The organism is Phenylobacterium sp. GW823-FHT02A09, assembly GCF_058797775.1.
Map to the genome: position 1 here is coordinate 704,616 of NZ_JBXAJZ010000004.1, position 17,949 is coordinate 722,564.

A 17,949-nucleotide genomic window follows, 5' to 3' on the forward strand; every position below is an offset into this window, starting at 1 on the left:
GCAATGTAACCCATTTCATGAAACCTGGGAGCCGCAAAGCGCAGGTCGGCGCGAAGGCGGATTCGCGTCCGCCGCCGACCCGTGGAAAGAAGCAGGCGGATCGCGCCGCCGTACCGAGACCGGGGGGATAGATGGCCAATCTGAACGGCCGTTCGCGCCAGGAAAACACCTATGACGCCATCGTCGTCGGTAGCGGGATCAGCGGGGGCTGGGCCGCCAAGGAGCTGACGCAGAAGGGCCTGAAGACCCTGGTGCTGGAGCGCGGGCCGATGGTCCGCCACCTGGAAGACTATCCGACCGCGATGACCGATCCGTGGGACACCAAGTACCCGCAGGGCAAGCTGCCGGCCGACCAGCTGAAGGCGCAGTATCCGGTGCAGTCGCGCACCGGATACACGGTCACCGAATACACCAAGCACTTCTTCGTCCGGGACGACGAGAACCCCTACACCGAGGAAGAGCGCTTCGACTGGATCCGCAGCTATCAGGTGGGCGGGCGCTCGCTGACCTGGGGCCGCCAGAGCTATCGCCACAGCCCGATGGACTTCGAGGCCAACGCCCGCGAGGGGATCGCGGTCGACTGGCCGATCCGCTACGCCGACCTGGCGCCCTGGTACGACTATGTGGAGCGCTTCATCGGGGTCTCGGGCCAGAACGAGGGCCTGCCGCATCTGCCGGACGGCCAGTTCCAGCCGCCGATGGAGATGAACTGCGTCGAGAAGGCCTTCAAGTCGCGGGTCGAGGGCAAGTTCGGCGAGCGCCGGATCACCATGGGCCGGGCCGCGCACCTGACCGAGCCGACCGAGGAGCAGCTGAGCCTGGGGCGCAGCAAGTGCCAGCACCGCAACATGTGCATGCGCGGCTGCCCGTTCGGCGGCTATTTCAGCTCGAACTCGGCGACGCTGGTGGCGGCCGAACGGACCGGCAACCTGAACCTGCGGCCCAACGCCATCGTCACCTCGCTGATCTATGACGCAAAGGCCGGCAAGGCGAGCGGCGTGCGGATCCTCGATTCCGAGACGATGCAGGAAGAGGAATACTACGCCGAGGTGATCTTCCTCTGCGCCTCGGCCCTCAACTCGACCTGGATCCTGCTGAACTCGACCAGCTCGCGGTTCGAGAACGGCTTCGGCAACGGCAGCGACCAACTGGGCCGCAACGTGATGGACCACCACTTCCGCGTCGGGGCCAAGGCCGACGTCACCGAGTTCGCCGACAAGTACTATTCCGGCCGCCGGCCGAACGGCATCTACATCCCGCGCTTCCGCAACCTGGGCGACGCGGCGACCAAGAAGGACTTCCTGCGCGGCTACGGCTACCAGGGCGGGGCCTCGCGCCCCGGCTGGGACCGCGACCTGGCCGGCGAGGGCTTCGGCGCCGAGCGCAAGAGCGCGCTGACCCAGCCGGGCCCGTGGACGATGCAGCTGGGCGCGTTCGGCGAGATCCTGCCCTACGAGGACAACCGCGTGACCCTGAACCACGCGGCCAAGGACAAGTTCGGCCTGCCGACCCTGTCGGCCAAGGTGACGATCCGCGAGAACGAAAAGGCCATGCGCAAGGACATGCAGGCCGCGGCCGTGGAGATGCTGGAGGCCGCGGGCTTCAAGAACGTGGTGGCGGCGGACATGGGCTATTCGCCCGGTCTCGGCATCCACGAGATGGGCACGGCGCGGATGGGCCGTGACCCGAAGACCTCGGTGCTGAACGCGCACAACCAGGTGCACGAGTGCACGAACGTCTACGTCACCGACGGCGCGGCCATGACCTCGGCCTCGTGCGTGAACCCGTCGCTGACCTACATGGCGCTGACCGCCCGGGCCGTCGACCATGCGGTGCAGGCCAAGCGCAAGGGGGACCTGTGATGTTGAACCGTCGCGACGCGTTCCGGGGCCTGGCCCTGACCATGGGCATGGTGTCGGTCGGCTTCGCCGGCCCGGTCGCCGCCGCCCTCCCGCCGCTCGCCTGGACGCCCAGCGCGCTCGACGCCGAGCAGGCCCGCGCCCTGGACGCGGCCGCCGAGCTGATCGTGCCGACGACCGACACGCCCGGCGCCCGCGAGGCCAAGGTCCCGCAGTTCATCGACCGCACGATCGCCACCTATCTGCAGCCGCCGCAGGCCGAGCTGCTGAAGACCGGTCTGACGCAGATGAACGCCGACGCGCGGGCCGCGCACGGCAAGGCCTTCGCAGACCTGACCGGCGCCCAACAGGCGGCGTTGCTGACCCGCTACGACCAGGAGGCCGCGGAAGCCCGCAAGGCCTGGAAGCCGCGGCACTTCTTCTCGCTGCTGAAGGAGTACGTGACCATCGGCTATTTCACGTCGGAGCCCGGCGCGACCCTGGCGCTGCGCTACGAGCCCGTGCCCGGCGAGTACCACGGTTGCATCCCGCTGGCCGAAGTCGGCCGGGCCTGGGCGCTCTAGCTAGCGGCGCTGAGCGACCGGGTTTTCCGGGATCGGCGACATGGCCTTCAGTTCGGCCATGGCGTCGAGGCTGATCTTCGCCCAGCGCTGGAACAGCATGGTGAAGTCCGAACGGTTCGTGACGCTGTTGCGCATGTAGGGGCCGGTGTCGCCGGCTTCGCGCGTGTCGATGGCCCGGCCGAGCAGGGCGCCGGTCTCGGAGTCGCGGGCCTCGATCACCACGGTGGCCGATCCGGCGTCGTCGCTGAAGGTGCGCGAGCGGCCGGCGGTCGGGCGGTCGGGGGCTGTGACGTAGAGGTTGGCGACGCCGGTGCGCAGGCGCAGGACGTCAGGGCCTGGGGTGGTCACCACCTGGTATCCGGCCTGGTTGTAGGCCTTGGTGAACACCTCCTCGAAGCCGGTGCTGACGGCGGTGAGCATCTTCTGGGCGTCTTCCTTGGAGATGCGTTGCGAGAGGTCCATCGCCTCGTTGTTGTAGTCACGCAGCCAGTTCTTGCGGAACGCCACGTCGGTGGGATCGAGCATCACCTTGGTGTAGCCGCGGAAGTCGGCGCCCGGCAGCACGTAGGCGGCGTCGAAGCGCTTGGATTTCACGTTGGTGAGGCCGTCCCAGGTGGCGGGCGGCTGCGCCGCCAGGGCCTGCGGAGCGACGCTCCCGAGCAGGCAGACGGCGGCGATCGCAGTGACGACGGCGCGGCGGGTCATGGTCGAAGCTCCCTGACGGATGGTCAGCGTCACCTTGCGCCCCTCGCCCGGAGGCAGAAATCCGGGGAAACCCGCAGTGGCGGGCCAGGGAACCGCGAGGCGGTCAGGCCGGCTTGGCGGCGGGATGGCGGCGCTTGAACCAGACCTGGTAGAGCGCGCCCATGATCATGCTGACCAGAAGGTAGAGCAGCACCGCGGCGGTGACACGCTTGTCGCCGAAGGTGGTGTTGGCGATCAGCATGGCGATGCCGGGATGGCGCACCGAGCTGGCGACGGCGAGGGTGGCGCGATCGTAGTCGGCGGGGCCGCCGAGCAGGTGGCCGCCGATCAGGGTGACCAGCGTCAGCCCCGCCATCGCCGCCACCGCGCCGTCGCCGATCAGGCTGCGGATCGCCGGCCAGATGGTCGCCAGGATCGGGAAGAACACCAGCAACACCAGCAGCATGCTGAGCCGGTAGACCCAGGGCACGATGCGCTCGGCGAAGTCGGGCGCGATGCGGCGGATGAGCATGCCCAGGCCGAGCGGCACCAGCACGCCGGTGGCCACGGTCGCGGCGATGGTGTGGAAGGGCAGGGTGCGCTGGTGGCCGAACAGCCGCGCGGCGAGGTCGAAGACCAGCGGCACCGCGACGATGGTCAGCAGCGCCATGGCGACATAGACGCCGTAGGCGTACTCCTTGCGCGCGCCGATCTTGAGCTGCTTGCCGGGGACCAGCGGCGGCACCGGCGAGATCGCCATCAGCATGATCCCCGCCTTCACCGCCGGCTCCAGCGGCAGCAGCCAGACCATGGCGGCGGCGGCGATCGGCGGGATGATCTCGACGGCCAGGATCGCCTTGATCAGCAGACCCGGCCGCCGCAGGACGTAGAGCAGGTCGCCGTGCCCGGCCTTCAGGCCGACCGTCATGACGAGGCCGGCCAGGCTGAGAGTCAGCAGGAGCGGCAGGAGCTGTTTGAGGGCTTCCATGTTCCGGCCGCCTCCGCGGCGAGGCGCTAGGGGTCAGGGCAGGGATTTGACCATGTCGGCGAAGATGGCGTTCACGCCTGCCTGGTCGGCGTCGCTCTGGTCGAGGCGCTTCTGGGAGGTGGCGCGCCAGGCGAGCCTGCCGCTGGCCCGATCGACGAGATCGAGCATCACGGTGCCCTCGACGTAGTTGATGTTGCGGACGTCGACGTCCATCGGCGGGCCGTACATGCCCCAGCCGAAGCCGCCGATGCAGCCGCGGATGCCGCAAGCGGCGGGACCGCCCATCGGACCGCCGAAGGTGTCGACCCGGGTCTCGGTCCGGTTCTGCAGGCCGATGTGGTACTGCACGAGCAGGGCGGCCGAGGACGGGTCGGAGACTTGCCGATAGCCCTTGCCGGCCAGGGCGCCTTCGATGGCGGCCTTGATCCGGCCCTGGATGATGTCGTTGTCGATGCGCTTGTCGCCCGAGCCGGGCTGCGCGCCCGGCGCCCAGGCCCAGGTCGAGCCGGGCGCAACCGTGACCGTGCTGCTCTTGAGCACCGAGACGTTGCCGCCGGGGGTTCCGCAGGCGGTCAGGCCGAGGGTGGCCGTGCTCAGGCCCGCCGCCAGGGCCAGGGATTTCAGAACGCCGCTGCGCATGGTGACTTTCCCATCTTGGTTGCAAGCCGCTCGCCGCGGCTGTGCTGCGAAATGTCCGGCCACTTCCCGAGGCCAGCAATCGGGTCAAACCCTGGACCGCCGCTGAGGTGCGGCTGACGCCAAGTCGCCGGGGCTACTACTTCTCGGGTTCGGGGGCGCCGAGCGGGCGGCTGAAGGCCTCCAGGTCCCGTTCGAGGAAGTAGTTCAGCGCGGTGCGGATCACCGCGATGGCGGCCAGCTGGCCGATGTCGTCCCAGGTGGGGGCGATGGCGGTGCGGGCGATGTCGGCGGCAAGGGCGAACTCCAGCGCCAGGATGATCCAGCGCGCGAAGCGGGTCCAAACCTGGCGGCGGGTGAGCGCCGTCGGTCCCGAAGACATGACCATGTAACGGCCGGCCAGATAGACGCCTTCGATGACGCCGATGGCGATGCAGAGCACGCAGATCATCTCGGCGATCAGCGCGACGTAGGTGGCCAGTTCTTGGAGGGCGGCTTCCATCGGGGCTGTCCGGGCTAATTGACCTTCTTGGCCGCGGCCTTCTCGAGCTGGGCCGCCTCGCCGCGGGTGATGACGCCGTCGCCGTTGGGGTCGTGGGCCTTGAACCGCGCGGCGGTGTAGGTGTTGATCTCGGCCGGGGTCACGGCGTTGTCCTTGTTGGCGTCCATGGCCTGGAACCAGCCGCCCTTGCCGACCAGGCCGGCGCGGTCGACGCCGCGTTCTTCAAGGTCCATGCGGGTGCTGGCCGCGGCGCGGTCCCACTCCTGGGGCGTGATCTTGCCGTCCTTGTTGGCGTCGGCGAGCATCGCCTGGGCCGCGGCGCCGGAGGCGAGCAGCGAGAAGGCGGCGGCGGCGAGGACGATACGGTGCATGGGCGTAGCCTTTCGTCGGGACGGATGTCGCGACGATGCTCCCGCTTCCCGACCCGCCGAACCATTGGGCGTCCACCTGAGACGGGATGGGCGATGGGCCTGATGCGCTATTCCCGCATTGGGCGTCAGGGTTGCACCCGATAGGCGGGCCGCGGGGCCGGTGAAACCGTCGGGTCTTCACGGCGAGGAACGCGCGATGCCGCATGCAACTGACGCCATAGCCAGGCCAGCCCTGGCGGGAGCGCTGCTGGCGCTCTGCCTGAGTTCGGGCGCGCTGGCCCAGGCCAAGCCCGATCCCGCCGCCTTGCAGGCGGCCGAGAAAATGGGCGCCTATCTGCACGCACTGAAGACCTTCGAGGTGACGTCGGACGTCACCATGGGCGCGCTGGACGACGGCCAGCCGCGGCAGCTGAAGGCCAGCGTGAACTACAAGGTCCGGCGGCCGGACGGCTTCGTCATCGAGAGCGCCGGCGAGAAGAAGGCCCGTAAATTCATCTATGACGGCAAGGCCTTCACGGTCTTCGCGCCGAAGGTCGGCTATTACGCCTCGGTCTCGGCGCCGCCGACGATCAAGCAGACGCTGGAGGTGGTCTACGACACCTATGGCGTCGCGCTGCCGCTGGCGGACCTGTTCTATTGGGGCGAGGGCGCCTCGCCGACCGCCGGGGTGATCTCGGCCAGCAAGGTGGGGCAGGAGACGATCGGCGGGACTCCGACCGACCACTACCGTTATCGCAGCGCCGACCTGGAATGGGATCTGTGGATCGAGCGCGGCGCCCAGCCGCTGCCGCGCAAGATCGCAATCAACACCCTCGATGACCCGGCCAAGCCGACCTATTCGGCCGAGCTGACCTGGAACGTCAGTCCGAACTTCCCGGCCGGGACCTTCGCCTTCAACCCCGCCAAGGACGCCAAGCCGATCGCGCTGGCGAAGGTGAACCCATGAGCAGGCTCCCCACCTTGATCGGCCGCGGCATGGTCGCGGCCGCCGCCCTGGCGCTGGCGGCCGGCCCGGTCGAGGCGCGGCCTCGGCTGGGCGGCCCGGGAATGGGCGGCGGCTTCAGCCACATGGGCGCGGCCAGCAGCATCCACGCGCCGGGCGGCGGCGCCTTCGCCGGAGGCGGCCGGCTGGGCGGCGGCGGCGCAGGCGAGCAATGGCACGCCGGCGGGGGCGGCGGCATCAGCCGGCCCGGCCAGGGCGGCGGCGGCGAGCAATGGCATCCGCCTGGACCCGGCCCTGGACCCGGACCTGGACCCGGACCCGGCCCTGGACCCGGACCCGGACCCGGACCCGGACCTGGGCCCGGGCCTGGACCGCGTCCGCCCCCTCCGCCGCCTCCTGCATGGGGGCCGTGGTGGGGATGGGACGACGATCCGTTCTGGAACTATCCGGTCGCGACGGCGGCCGCGGTCGGGGTCGTGGCCGGAACGGCCGCAGCGGTGACGTCGGCGGCGCTGGGCAGCACGGCCTACGCGCTGCCGGGCAACTGCGTGACCGTGTTCCGCGGCGACCTGACCTACTTCCAGTGCGGATCGGTCTGGTACCAGCCGCAGTACCTGGGCAGCGGCGTGACCTATGTGGTGGTGGCCCCGCCGCCTTAGGGCCGGGCGTTAGCAGAAGGCGCTAAGGTATGAAATTTGTTGCGGTAATTGGCGCCGCGGCTCTGGCGGCTGCGCCGGTCTTGGCGAGCGCTCAGGAGTCGGACGTCGAACTGGCCAAGAAACTCGCCAACCCGGTCTCGGACCTGGTCAGCCTGCCGTTCCAGTTCAACTACGACTGCTGCTACGGCCCCTCGGACGGCGAGCGGGTGACGCTGAACATCCAGCCGGTGGTGCCGCTGCACCTGGGCGAGGACTGGAACCTGATCATCCGCACCATCGTGCCGGTGATCTCGCAGAGCGAGACCGCGCCCGGCGTCGGCGATCAGATGGGGTTCGGCGACACGCTGCAGACCTTCTTCTTCTCGCCGAAGACCGAAGGGTTCGTGCTGGGCTTCGGGCCGGCGATCTCGTACCCGACCGGCACCGACGGGTTCAGCGCCCACCAGTGGGCTGCGGGGCCCGCGGGCCTGGTGCTGAAGCAGGACGGGCACATGACCTACGGCATGCTGGCGACCCAGCTCTGGGCCGTGAACAGCAACCAGCCGGTGGACATCAACACCACGCTGCTGCAGCCGTTCTTCAACTACACCTTCCCGAACACGACGGGCATCGTGGTCAACCTCGAGAGCACCTACGACTGGAGCCGCGAGCAGTGGACCGTGCCGATGAACGTCGGCGTGACGCACATGTACAAGTTCGGGGCGAACCAGAAGGTGCAGGCCGGCGTGTTCGGCCGCTACTACTTCGACGGTCCCGACGGCGGCCCCGATTGGGGCGTGCGCTTCGTGCTGACCTACCTGATCCCGTCTTAGGCCCGCACGACCACGCGGAAGCCGACGTGGCTGGTCGAGGTGTCGACCGGCTGGGCATGGCGCGCGGCCGGCCGGTAGCGGCGGCAGTACGACGGGGCGCAGAGATGCGAGCCGCCCTTGAGGACCTTGCGCGGGATGCGGATCTCCGGCTGGTTCGGGTCGTAGCTGGCCTCCATCGCCGCCTGGGCGCGACTGGCGGCGCAGCAGCCCTTGAAGGGTTCGGCCGAGGCGGTGGACCACCAGTCGGCGGTCCATTCCCAGGTGTTGCCGATCATGTCGGAGAGGCCGTAGCCGTTCGCCGGATAGGAGCCGATCGGCGAGGTGCGCGGCCAGCCGGTCTTGTCGAGGTTCTCGAACGGGAAGCGGCCGTGCCAGGTCTTGGCCATCGGCTTGCCGCCGGGCTCGAAGGCGTCGCCCCAGGCGTAGATCGCGCCGTCCAGCCCGCCGCGCGCGGCGTACTCCCACTCGGCCTCGGTCGGCAGCTCGCCCCCGGCCCAGGCGGCGTAGGCCTCGACGTCGGCCCAGGAGACGTGGACCACCGGGTGGTCCTCTATCCCTTCGAGCGAGCTGTCGGGGCCGTAGGGATGGCGCCAGTCGGCGCCGGCGACGTAGTGCCACCAGGCCCGGATGTCGTTCAGCGGCACCGGCCCGGAGGTCGGCATGAAGACCAGGGACGAGGGGGCGAGCATCGCCGGATCGGCGCCCGGATAGTCGGCCGGATCGGCCGGCTTCTCGGCGGTGGTCACCCAGCCGGTGGCCTCGACGAAGGCGGCGAAGTCGCGGTTGCTGACCGGGCGGGCGTCGATCCAGAAGCCTTCGACCTCGACCGGGCGCATCGGCGCCTCTTCCGGATAGTGGACGTCGGAGCCCATGCGAAAGCCGCCGCTTGGAATCCACACCATGCCGGGGCGTTGGTCGGGCGCGCGAAGCTGTCGCTGCATGTTGGGCATCCGATGTGTCCTCGATCCGCGTTGGTTGTAGGCGATCTGACCACCTGCGGGAACGCTTGGCGATCCGGCGAAACCCGGAGCGCGCGCCGCGCATGGTTAGACCCCGCGCCCTCGAGAGTGACGCGGGGCCTGTCCAGGAGGTCGGGCCCGATGCCCGACTGACGGAGCGGTCCCCGGGGGGAGGGGAAGGAGCGTTCCGACGGGTCCATCACAGCACCGGCGGTTAAGCGCCGTGATCCGGTGGGCGCCTCAGGCGGGGCGGGGATTACCCCGAGTTCGGCGCTGGCGCTCCCTAGCCCGGCCGGTCGACGACCACGTAGACGACGGTGTCGCCTTCGTACTGGGGCGCGTAGTAGGCGCCGCCGCACGAGTAGTAGGTGAGGCCGGAATAGGGGTAGGGCGAGCAGGCCGGCGGCAGCGAGTAATAGCGCGAGCCGAGGGCGGCCGAGGTCACGGCGGCGGCGGTGCCGAAGGCCACGCCGGCGGCGACCGGATGATAGTCGCGGTCGTTCCAGCCCCAGCCGTTGTCGTGGTCGACATTGACGTTGACGTTGTTGCCGACGTTGACGTTGCCGGTGTTGACCCGGTTGCCGCCGCGATTGACGTTGGCTTGCCGGTTGGAGACGTTGGTACGGGCGTTCGGATGGTTGGCCGCCACGGTTTGACGGTTCACGTTCTGGCGGTTCACGTTCGGATGCGCCGCCGGCGCGCGGGCCGCCGCCGGGCGGGCCCCCTGGACGCTCGAGCGCGCGCCGCCGCGGACCTGATGGCCGCCGCCTCCACCGCCGGGACGGGCCTCGGCCAGAACCGGGAACAGCGCGGCCGACAGGGCGGCTGCGGTCAGCGACAGGCTATGAAACTTCCACATGGCGGTGTCTCCTACTTGCCGAGCGCGGTCAGGCGGATGGGCATGGCCCCGGTGGGGGCCTTGAAGGCGAAGGTCTGGGCGTCGAAGGTCGGCCGGAAGTTCCACGACAGAGTGGCCGTGTACTGCGGCGAGCTGGGGTCGCTGCGGTCGGTGATGACGATCTTGCGCGGGGTCGGGGCGTCGCCCTGGGCGATCCAGATCTGCCAGTCGACGTCGGCCTCGCGGAACGCGTAGTGGTCGGTCATGGTCCCGTCGATCTTGGCCGGACCGACATAGAGCGCTTCCTTGATGTTGTCGGCGCGGCCGCCGCCCGGTTCGCTCCAGCGGAAGAGATCGGTCAGCGGCAGCTCGATGCCGTAGCGGTCGCTGGCGAGCGCCAGGGTCTCGCGGATGGTCGGCGGGGCGTCGACCTGGGCGTAGTACGAGGTGCGCGGCGACGACACGGTCAGCTGCTTGCCGTCGTAGGTGAAGCGGCGGTCCTTGTAGTCGCCGACCCGTTCGATGACGAAGCCGTTGGGCCGGCGCACCTTGAAGGTGGCGTTGTCGCCGAACTGCAGCCGCTGGCCGTCGTCGAGCACCAGGTCGAAGGCGCCGTCGGTCTTCAGCTCGAAGCTGGTCTGGGTCCCGAGATAGGCGCTCATGCGCTTCAGCGCCTCGATGGCGTCGGGATCGATGTCGCTGTCGGCGGCGTCGGCGCCGGCCGGAGCCGCCGGCGGCGGGGCGGGCTGGGCGAGCGCGGCGGTCGCCAGCAGGGCGGCGACGGCGGCGGCCGAGAGCCAGGGCACAGTTCTCATAACGGGGACTCCCGGTTTTCAGGTTGGACGGTGGACGATCGGCGCGAACCGCCGATGCGTTCGGGGGCGGGCGGCCGCCAGCCGCCGCCGAGGGCGGGAGCCTTGGGCCAGTAGAGCTTGAGGCGCAGGCGCAAGCGTCCGGGCGGCGCGGGCAACCAGTTGGGGGTGTCGGCCGGCTGGTGGTCGATACGCACGGTCAGCGCCCCGTCGGGGTCGAAGGCCAGGGCGTCGCGGCTGTCGAGGCGTCGAGCGCCCTCTCGCAGCGCGCCGCTGGGCGCGCGCGCTGCCAGTCCGAGCGTCCAGAAGCCGTCTACCGGCGGTCCCGCGCCCGGCGCGAAGCGAACGAGGTACGGCTCCGAGCCGATCAGCGGGCGCCCGTCGGCGTCGCTGTCGCAGATCCACTGCTGCATGTCCTCGGGGGCGGCCGCGCCCAGGCCGGCCAGCAACGCCGATGCGGAGTTGTCCGCCCCGCCGGCCGACACCGGACGCCAGGCCGCGCCGTCGGCCGGGTCCTGGTCGTGGATCACCCGCGCGATGCCGTCGGAGGTCCCGAGGGTCAGGGCGTCGCGCAGCGCGGCCTCGTCGGGCAGGTGAAACGCCTTGCCCGGCGCCAGGCCGATGCCGGCCAGGCCGGTGAGGTCGAGGTCCTCGACGGGGTAGCGCGCGAGCAGCCGGGCCAGGTGATGAAACAGGCGATGCGGCGAGAGGGTGGTGACGGCGTCCAGGGCCGACTGCAGCGGCGGGTCGACCTGACCGGCGAGCGGCCGCAGACGGGCGCCGGGCGGCTCGGCAGGGCCCAGCGCAAGTTTCCCGGCGAGGCCCCGGACGGCGTCCAGGTCGTCCGGCGAGCGGGCGGCGATCCTCACGACGGCCCAGACCAGGTTGGTCGGGGCGCGCCGGGCGACGGCGTCCTTGGGCGCTTCGCCGCGCCAGCCGGGACCGGCCAGCATCAGGTCGAGGCCGCGTGGATGCGTGCGTGGATCGACCCGGCCGATGCGCCGGCCCCAGGCGTCGAACAGCGACACGGCCCAATAACGGCCGCCGAGGTTGGGGAGGGCGAGGAGCATCGGCCCCTCGCTGAGATCGATCCAGGCGCTGGCGCGCACGATCAGGTCGTCGTCGTCGGTCAGGCCGGGGGCGATGACGCTGCAGTCGCCCGGCAGCGCCAGCATCTGGTTCATGCCGACCGGGTGCGTGCGGCGGACGGCGTCGACCAGCAGCAAGGGGAACCCGAGAACGACTCCGTCAGCGGCAGCGCGCCGGAGCTCGAACGGATTCGTCTGTAGTTGCGACGCCATGGGCGTAGACGCCTCCTTGTTGAGAGGAAGCGTCCCAGCGCACGCCTACCGCCGCCATCGGGTCAAACCCGATATCGGGGGCCGTCGGTAAGGGACTTAAGGCTGGATAAGATTGTGCTTTATGCCAAAACGAACGAACTCGGCGGCGGTTCGCACCCCTGCCTTGCGCATCGCTGCGGCACGATGGCTTTCGACCGTTTTGACGCTGATCTGCAGCTGCCGGGCGATCTGCTTGTTGGAGTTGCCCTCAGCGATCAGCTGGGCGACCTCTAGCTCGCGCATGGTGAAGCTCTCCAGCCGTGAGCGCTTGCGTTCGCTGACCGCCGCCTCCAGCAGGAGTTCCGACACCGACGAGGAGAAGTAGGGGCGGTTCGCCCCTAGGGCCGAGATGGCCGCCTCCAGGTGCTGCTCGCTCTCGCTCTTCAGCAGGTAGCCGCGGGCCCCCGCCGCCAAGCCGCCGCTCACCGTCTCATCGTCGTCGTGCATGGTGAACAGCAGGACGTTGGTCTGCGGCGAGTCCTGGCGCAACCGCCGGGTGACCGCCAGACCGTTCATGAGCGGCAATGAAACGTCGATGACAGCGACGTCAGGCTGCTGGACCGCAGCCAGTTCGACCGCGGCTTGGCCGTCTGAAGCCTCGCCGCACACCTCCCACCCAGGATGGCTTTCGACTATGTCCCTTATGCCCCGCCGAACGATTTCGTGATCGTCGGCGATCAGAATCCTTAGCATTCAACACCCCAGGTATGAATGCCTAGGTAATACACCCATCGGATTAGTTCGTGCATTAGTAAGATCACCCATATACGTTTGATCCTGGGCATGTATTTTGGACGGGTGTTTCTTCCGTCGGGGGAACGGGCGCCGCTGTTTGGGACTTCCTGAGGTCGTTCGACCTGGGAAGCGGGAGACGGACGATGGCGTTAGTCCACACCGACGCAAGCGCGGCGGAGCCGCGGTGCGTAACGGGCCGCGACCTGGAACGCGACCACCCTGGCGCGGCGACGTCGCTGGTCGAACAGCGCGCGGGACAGATCAAATTCATATCGGCGAGCCCGGCTTTCGCGGCTCGTCTCGGCGCGTCTGAAGACCTGACCGGCCGGCGGCTGGACGAGGTCTGCAGCCCCGCAGACGCGCAGAGGCTGGCCGCGCTCGTCGATCAATGCGCGCAAGGACGACGGCCCGGGCGCATCGACCGGGCGCTGCACTCCGATGCGTTTCCATTGGGCGGCCGGGTCTGGGCCTTTCCCGTCGAATGGGGCGCAGAAGGGGCCGAGCAGGTCATCCTGGCGATCCCGCCGGCGGCGCGCACCCATCACCTGACCGCGCGCAACGAGACCCTGTTCGACCATCTGGGTCCGATCAGCTCGGGGATGCTCTACGTCTACGACGTGATCCAGCGGCGGACCCGCTACATCCATCCGCAGTTGGCCGAGAGCCTGGGCTTGTCGCCGACCGGCGCGGGCTTGGGCGAGGTGCAGGATCGCCTGCATCCTCGCGACCGCACGGTTCTGCAGGGTCACCTGGAGGCGATGGCGGCGCTGCGCGACCACGAGGTCTGTGAGACGCAGCTGCGGCTGCGCGGTGCGGAGGGCGACTGGCGGATCGTGCAGTCGCGGGCGCGGGTGTTCTCGCGCACGCCGGAGGGCGCAGTGCGCCGGGTGATCGGGGTCGCGTCCGACGTCACGGTCGCGGTCGACCAGGCTCAGGCCCTGGCGCGGGCGCAGGAGGACTTGGCGCGCGCCGAAGTGGACGAGCGGCGGCGGATCGGCCGCGAGCTGCACGACTCCACGGCGCAGCACCTGGTGGCCATCGGGCTGTCGCTGGCCGCGCTCGAGCGGCGGGTGGTGTTCGACGACAGCCACCAGACGATCCTGCGCGACATCCGCAACTCGATCTCGGCGGCGCACCGGGAGATCCGCACGTTCTCATTCATGCTGCATCCGCCGCAGGCGAGCGGGCGCGACCTGGTCGAGCGGCTGCGCATCTTCGCCGACGGCTTCGGCCGCCGCGCCTCGCTGCGGATTACGGTCGAGGTGGCCGGGCGTCCCCGTGCGACCTCCAGCGCGCAGGACGGGACGCTGTTCCGGATCTTCCAGGAAGCCTTGATGAACGTGCACCGGCACACGGCGGCGCGCACGGTCCGGGCGGTGCTCAACTATGTCGGCGCGGAGGTCTCGCTGCTGATCGAGGACGACGGCGGGCGGCCGGTCAGCGGCCGCATCCCGGCGGTCGACGACGAGACCGGGGTCGGCATCAGCAGCATGCGGGGCCGGCTCATCGAGCTGGGCGGGCGGCTGGAGCTGGAGTCGGGCGACGGCGGTCTGCGGCTCAAGGCGCAACTGCCGTTGCCGATGCGGCCCAACGAGGCGCGGCGTCGCGAGACGCCGGCGAGCGAGGAGCGTTCGTTCGCGCCGCGCCGGCTGCAGCTGGACGCCGGAGGTCCCCCGCCGGGACTGGCGTGACCTAGCGGGCGGTCAGCACGACCCCGAGCAGCACGGCGGCCCAGTGGACGCCGGCGCCGACCACGACGTGGCCGTGCCAGATCGCCCGCGCGTAGCGCAGCTGCTTGTTGAGATAGAAGGCCACGCCGCTCGAATAGAGCAGGCCGCCGATCGCCAGCAGCAGCATCGTCAGGCTGGTGGCGTTGGCGAGCAGAGGCTTGAGCGCCACCAGGACGATCCAGCCGAGCAGCAGGTAGGCCGCGACCCAGACCCGGCGTCCGACGCCGGGCAGCAGCACCTTGCCGAGGGCGCCGAAGGCGGCGACCGACCACACGGCCGCGGTCATCCCCCAGGCCCATGCGCCGGTCAGGGTCTGGGTCGTGAACGGTGTGTAGGAGCCGGCGATCATCAGGAAGATCCCGGCGTGATCGAGCCGCCGCAGCGCCGGCCGGAAGCGCGGCTTGGCGAAATTGTAGGCGGTCGAAAACCCCAGCATGGCCAGCAGTCCCAGGGCGTAGATGCCGACCGCGAACGCCATGCTGAGCGACTGCGCGCGCACCGCCAGGGTGAGCAGTACGATCCCGCCGACCAGGGCGAGGGTCAGGCCGACGACGTGCACGACGAGGTCGGCGCACTTGGCGCTGGCGGTCGGGTAGTGGCGGGGCGGAACCGCGGGCGGGCTCATGGGGGAGGCTCCTGATCCTGGCGTCGGCGGACGATATCAGGTTCCAGGCCGGGCGCGAGCGGCGCCACAGCGCCTGTTTGGCGAAAGGGCTTATTCGATCTGCATTTATGTGCTTACGATCATTGAAGTAATCGAAGGGTGATGCTTCCAGCCGCAACAGTGCAGGGATGTGTTCATGCCCGTCGGGGGCCAGGATGTCGGGCAGACGCGTCCCTCAGGTGGGCGCCTGATCGGCCATGAGGGCGCGGCATACCTCGCGGCGTTCCTTCTGGTCCTGGTCGGGGCCGCCGTCATCGACCTGGCGCTGATCAACGACTTCCGTCTTGAACGCCTGAGCGCGGTGCTGCTGGCCGGGGTGCTGGTGGTCGCCGCCGCCCTGGGGCTGGCCTACGGGCTGGCGGCGGGCGCGGCGGCGTTGGCGGGACTGCATCTGCTGGCCCAGACCCCGCTGCCGCGGGGATGGCTGTCGCAGGACGGCCTGCTGTTCGGGCTCCTGTGCGCGGCGGTGGTCGCCGCGGGGCTCTATGCCGACGTCGCGCGGCGTCGCGAGAGCGCCGCGCGGGCGCTCATCGCGGCCGGCGGGCGACTGTCGGCGCACGTGTCGGACACCGCGCTCGGCCAATTCATGCGCAGCGTCGGAGGCGAGCGCCTCTCGGCCGCCGAAGTGCTGGAGAACATCGCGCGCACTGGCGTCTGCGTCCTGATCGTCGGGGCCGGCTGGGCGCTGGCCCGGGTGACGGGCGACGCCCTGGGCGCGGGCGCGACCCAGCTCATCCTGACCGGCGCGGTGCTGCTTGCCGGCGCGTCGCTGGGCGCGAGCCTCGGCCTGGCCGGCGGGGTGCTGACGGTGCTGGCGGCGCTGGCGTTTCCGCCGTCGCCGGCGGGTCACGCCGGCGGGGCGATGGTCGCGTTCGACCTGCTGATGTTCGCGGCCTTCGGATGGGGCGCGGGACATCTGGCCGATCGTCTGCAGCGCGAGCGGCGGGCGCTCGACGGCCTGACCGCCGCGAGCCGCGAGTTCGCAGCCGGCGCCGATGAGGCGAGCGTGCGCCAGATCCTGCTGGAGAGCCTGGTCAAGGTCACAGGGGGCGGTGCGGTCGAACTGGTCGACGAGGCCGGCGGCGCGGCGCTCGGCACGCCCGAGGACGGCAGGCGGACGCCGCCGGTCGCGACCGGGCGCTGGCGTGAGCGGACGCTGACCTCGGACGGCCGGGTGGTGGGCGCGGCGCGCTGGCTGCCGGGGGCCCGCGAAGGCCGCAACGGCGAGTTCGATGAGGTCGCCGCCGCGGTGGTCGATCTCGGCGCCTCGGCGATCGTGCGGGCGCGGCTGGGGGTCGAGAAGTCCGAGATGGAGTTCCGCGCCCGCACCGAGCAGCTGCGCACGATCCTGCTCGATGCGGTCTCGCACCACTTCCGCTCGCCGCTGGCGGGCATCCTCGGCTCGGCGACCAGCATCCTGAACCTGCCCGAGCAGCACGACCGCGAGGCGCGGCGCGAACTGCTGCTGATCATCAAGGAGCAGGCCAACCGGCTGAACCGCTATGTCGAGAACTTCCTCAGCGTGGCGCGGCTGGAGTCCGGCGCGATCGACGTCAATCCGACCGAGGTGGCGCTGGAGCCGCTGCTCTACGACGTCTGGGAGACCTTCGGCGAAGCCGGCGGCGCGCGGCGCTTCCTGCACGTCGAGGTCGGCGAGGCGAGCGTCACGGCCGATCCTGCGCTGCTGGCCCAGGTGATCGGCAACATTCTCGAGAACGCGATCAAGTTCAGCGCCGAAGGATCGATGGTCGGCGTGCGGGCGCGGCGCGCAGGCGAGGCGGCGATCCTCGAATTCACGGACCAAGGGTGCGGCGTGGCGCCCGGCGCGGAGGACCGGATCTTCGGCCGGTTCTTCCGGGGCCAGGGGACGGCGGCGCCGGGCCTTGGGCTGGGGCTCTACATCACGCGCAGCCTGGTCGAGATGCTGGGCGGTTCGGTCCGGGCGCAGAACCGGTCGGACGGGGAGGGCGGGCTGGTGATCAGCGTCAGCCTGCCGGCGACAAAAGGGGGAGGACCATGAGCGCAGCAAGCATTCTGATCGTCGAGGACGAGGAGCAGTTGCAAAGGATGCTCCGCTCGACGCTGACCCAGGCCGGCTACATGGTGACCACGGCCAAGTCCGGACTCGAGGCGCTGGAACACCTGGTGCGCAACGAGTTCGGGGTGGTGCTGCTGGACCTCGGCCTGCCGGACATGGACGGCAAGGAGGTGATCGCCCAGGCGCGCTCGATCACCCGGGCCCCATTTTTGGTGGTGTCGGCCCGCGGTTCGGAGCGCGAGAAGATCGCGGCGCTGGACCTGGGCGCCAACGACTATGTGGCCAAGCCGTTCGACATGGGCGAGCTCATGGCCCGCATCCGCGTGGCGTTGCGCATCCCGCAGCCGGCGCCGGCCAGCAAGCCGACGGAGAAGGGCCTGCACGTCGATGTCGCGGTGCGGCGGGCGACCGTCGACGGCGCCTCGGTGCGGCTGTCGCGCAAGGAGACCGAGCTGCTGGCGCTGCTGATGGAGGCGCGCGGCGAGGTGGTGACGCACGATGCGATCATCGAGGCGATCTGGGGGCGCGGGACCGACGCCGACTACATGAACGTGCGGGTGCTGGCCTGGCAGGTGCGGCGCAAGATCGAGCCGGACGGGGCCGCGCCGCGGTTCCTGATCGCCGAGGCGGGTCTGGGATACCGGTTGAGCCTGGATTGAAGCGTTCGCCAAGTCTATGGGAGTAATCGGCGGTTGCGCAATGGGTGTTAAGATTTGTGTTAAGAAATTGAGTGGCGATGTCTGCTTGAGAATTGATGTCGAGTTCGCCTGTCGGGTGTTCGACTATTGAATTGATCTGCAAGTTGGACTTCTATTG

The 17,949-nt window shown here is 70.0% G+C and carries 19 protein-coding genes; 8 read left to right on the forward strand and 11 right to left on the reverse strand.

The window, feature by feature from the left end; genetic code table 11:
* Positions 1 to 131 precede the first annotated feature (131 nt).
* Both AC1Q87_RS19830 and AC1Q87_RS19835 read left to right on the forward strand, forming a co-directional pair.
* Positions 132 to 1,862: a GMC oxidoreductase gene (locus AC1Q87_RS19830; RefSeq protein WP_492610555.1), complete on the forward strand. Its 1,731-nt coding sequence runs from the start codon at positions 132 to 134 to the stop codon at positions 1,860 to 1,862.
* Positions 1,862 to 2,422, forward strand: coding sequence for a gluconate 2-dehydrogenase subunit 3 family protein (locus AC1Q87_RS19835; RefSeq protein WP_492610556.1), 561 nt, complete (start codon positions 1,862 to 1,864; stop codon positions 2,420 to 2,422). Before AC1Q87_RS19830 ends, AC1Q87_RS19835 begins: the two co-directional genes overlap by 1 nt.
* Here AC1Q87_RS19835 and AC1Q87_RS19840 read toward each other — a convergent pair whose 3' ends face one another.
* From AC1Q87_RS19840 to AC1Q87_RS19860, 5 genes are all read right to left on the reverse strand, one after another.
* Positions 2,423 to 3,127 (reverse strand): DUF3313 family protein, encoded by a 705-nt coding sequence (locus AC1Q87_RS19840; RefSeq protein ID WP_492610557.1) that lies wholly within the window; start codon positions 3,125 to 3,127, stop codon positions 2,423 to 2,425.
* Positions 3,128 to 3,230: 103 nt separating this feature from the next.
* Positions 3,231 to 4,094, reverse strand: a complete 864-nt coding sequence (locus AC1Q87_RS19845; protein ID WP_492610558.1) for a bile acid:sodium symporter family protein — start codon at positions 4,092 to 4,094, stop codon at positions 3,231 to 3,233.
* A 33-nt stretch (positions 4,095 to 4,127) separates the two neighbouring features.
* Positions 4,128 to 4,733, reverse strand: a complete 606-nt coding sequence (locus tag AC1Q87_RS19850; protein ID WP_492610559.1) for a DUF4136 domain-containing protein — start codon at positions 4,731 to 4,733, stop codon at positions 4,128 to 4,130.
* Between the two features lie 136 nt (positions 4,734 to 4,869).
* Complete coding sequence (locus tag AC1Q87_RS19855) at positions 4,870 to 5,232, reverse strand: DUF1622 domain-containing protein (protein WP_492610560.1); 363 nt, start codon at positions 5,230 to 5,232, stop codon at positions 4,870 to 4,872.
* Positions 5,233 to 5,246: 14 nt separating this feature from the next.
* Complete coding sequence (locus AC1Q87_RS19860; RefSeq protein ID WP_492610561.1) at positions 5,247 to 5,603, reverse strand: EF-hand domain-containing protein; 357 nt, start codon at positions 5,601 to 5,603, stop codon at positions 5,247 to 5,249.
* 196 nt (positions 5,604 to 5,799) lie between these two features.
* On the opposite strand from AC1Q87_RS19860, the gene AC1Q87_RS19865 reads away from it, so the two are divergent.
* From AC1Q87_RS19865 to AC1Q87_RS19875, 3 genes are read left to right on the forward strand one after another with little or no spacing between them, the layout of a single operon-like run.
* Positions 5,800 to 6,549 carry a DUF2092 domain-containing protein gene (locus AC1Q87_RS19865; RefSeq protein ID WP_492610562.1) on the forward strand — a complete coding sequence of 250 codons (750 nt, stop codon included), beginning with the start codon at positions 5,800 to 5,802 and terminating at the stop codon, positions 6,547 to 6,549.
* Positions 6,546 to 7,205: a hypothetical protein gene (locus tag AC1Q87_RS19870; protein WP_492610563.1), complete on the forward strand. Its 660-nt coding sequence runs from the start codon at positions 6,546 to 6,548 to the stop codon at positions 7,203 to 7,205. The genes AC1Q87_RS19865 and AC1Q87_RS19870 overlap by 4 nt, the downstream gene beginning before the upstream one ends.
* Before the next feature lie 29 nt (positions 7,206 to 7,234).
* On the forward strand, positions 7,235 to 8,017 hold the full coding sequence (locus tag AC1Q87_RS19875) for a hypothetical protein (protein WP_492610564.1): 783 nt from the start codon (positions 7,235 to 7,237) through the stop codon (positions 8,015 to 8,017).
* Here AC1Q87_RS19875 and AC1Q87_RS19880 read toward each other — a convergent pair.
* The 5 genes from AC1Q87_RS19880 to AC1Q87_RS19900 form a co-directional block, all read right to left on the reverse strand.
* On the reverse strand, positions 8,014 to 8,958 hold the full coding sequence (locus tag AC1Q87_RS19880; RefSeq protein WP_492610565.1) for a formylglycine-generating enzyme family protein: 945 nt from the start codon (positions 8,956 to 8,958) through the stop codon (positions 8,014 to 8,016). The two genes, AC1Q87_RS19875 and AC1Q87_RS19880, sit on opposite strands and share 4 nt — an antisense overlap.
* Before the next feature lie 301 nt (positions 8,959 to 9,259).
* Positions 9,260 to 9,835, reverse strand: a complete 576-nt coding sequence (locus tag AC1Q87_RS19885; protein WP_492610566.1) for a hypothetical protein — start codon at positions 9,833 to 9,835, stop codon at positions 9,260 to 9,262.
* Between the two features lie 11 nt (positions 9,836 to 9,846).
* The gene (locus tag AC1Q87_RS19890) at positions 9,847 to 10,629 is read right to left on the reverse strand and encodes a DUF2092 domain-containing protein (RefSeq protein ID WP_492610567.1); all 783 of its coding nucleotides are present in this window, start codon (positions 10,627 to 10,629) and stop codon (positions 9,847 to 9,849) included.
* Positions 10,626 to 11,852 carry a DUF1254 domain-containing protein gene (locus tag AC1Q87_RS19895; protein ID WP_492610568.1) on the reverse strand — a complete coding sequence of 409 codons (1,227 nt, stop codon included), beginning with the start codon at positions 11,850 to 11,852 and terminating at the stop codon, positions 10,626 to 10,628. Before AC1Q87_RS19895 ends, AC1Q87_RS19890 begins: the two co-directional genes overlap by 4 nt.
* A 171-nt stretch (positions 11,853 to 12,023) precedes the next feature.
* Positions 12,024 to 12,659, reverse strand: coding sequence for a response regulator (locus tag AC1Q87_RS19900; RefSeq protein WP_492610569.1), 636 nt, complete (start codon positions 12,657 to 12,659; stop codon positions 12,024 to 12,026).
* A 185-nt stretch (positions 12,660 to 12,844) separates the two neighbouring features.
* Here AC1Q87_RS19900 and AC1Q87_RS19905 point away from each other — a divergent pair, with 185 nt between their 5' ends.
* Entirely contained in the window at positions 12,845 to 14,392 is a 1,548-nt protein-coding gene (locus tag AC1Q87_RS19905; RefSeq protein WP_492610570.1) for a PAS domain-containing sensor histidine kinase, read from the forward strand.
* A 1-nt stretch (position 14,393) separates the two neighbouring features.
* Here the strand turns inward: AC1Q87_RS19905 and trhA are convergent, their stop codons facing one another.
* The gene (gene trhA, locus AC1Q87_RS19910) at positions 14,394 to 15,056 is read right to left on the reverse strand and encodes a PAQR family membrane homeostasis protein TrhA (RefSeq protein ID WP_492610571.1); all 663 of its coding nucleotides are present in this window, start codon (positions 15,054 to 15,056) and stop codon (positions 14,394 to 14,396) included.
* A 175-nt stretch (positions 15,057 to 15,231) separates the two neighbouring features.
* Here trhA and AC1Q87_RS19915 point away from each other — a divergent pair, with 175 nt between their 5' ends.
* On the forward strand, positions 15,232 to 17,115 hold the full coding sequence (locus tag AC1Q87_RS19915) for a sensor histidine kinase (RefSeq protein WP_492610572.1): 1,884 nt from the start codon (positions 15,232 to 15,234) through the stop codon (positions 17,113 to 17,115).
* Entirely contained in the window at positions 17,112 to 17,792 is a 681-nt protein-coding gene (locus AC1Q87_RS19920; protein WP_492610573.1) for a response regulator transcription factor, read from the forward strand. The genes AC1Q87_RS19915 and AC1Q87_RS19920 overlap by 4 nt, the downstream gene beginning before the upstream one ends.
* The last annotated feature ends 157 nt before the right edge of the window (positions 17,793 to 17,949 follow it).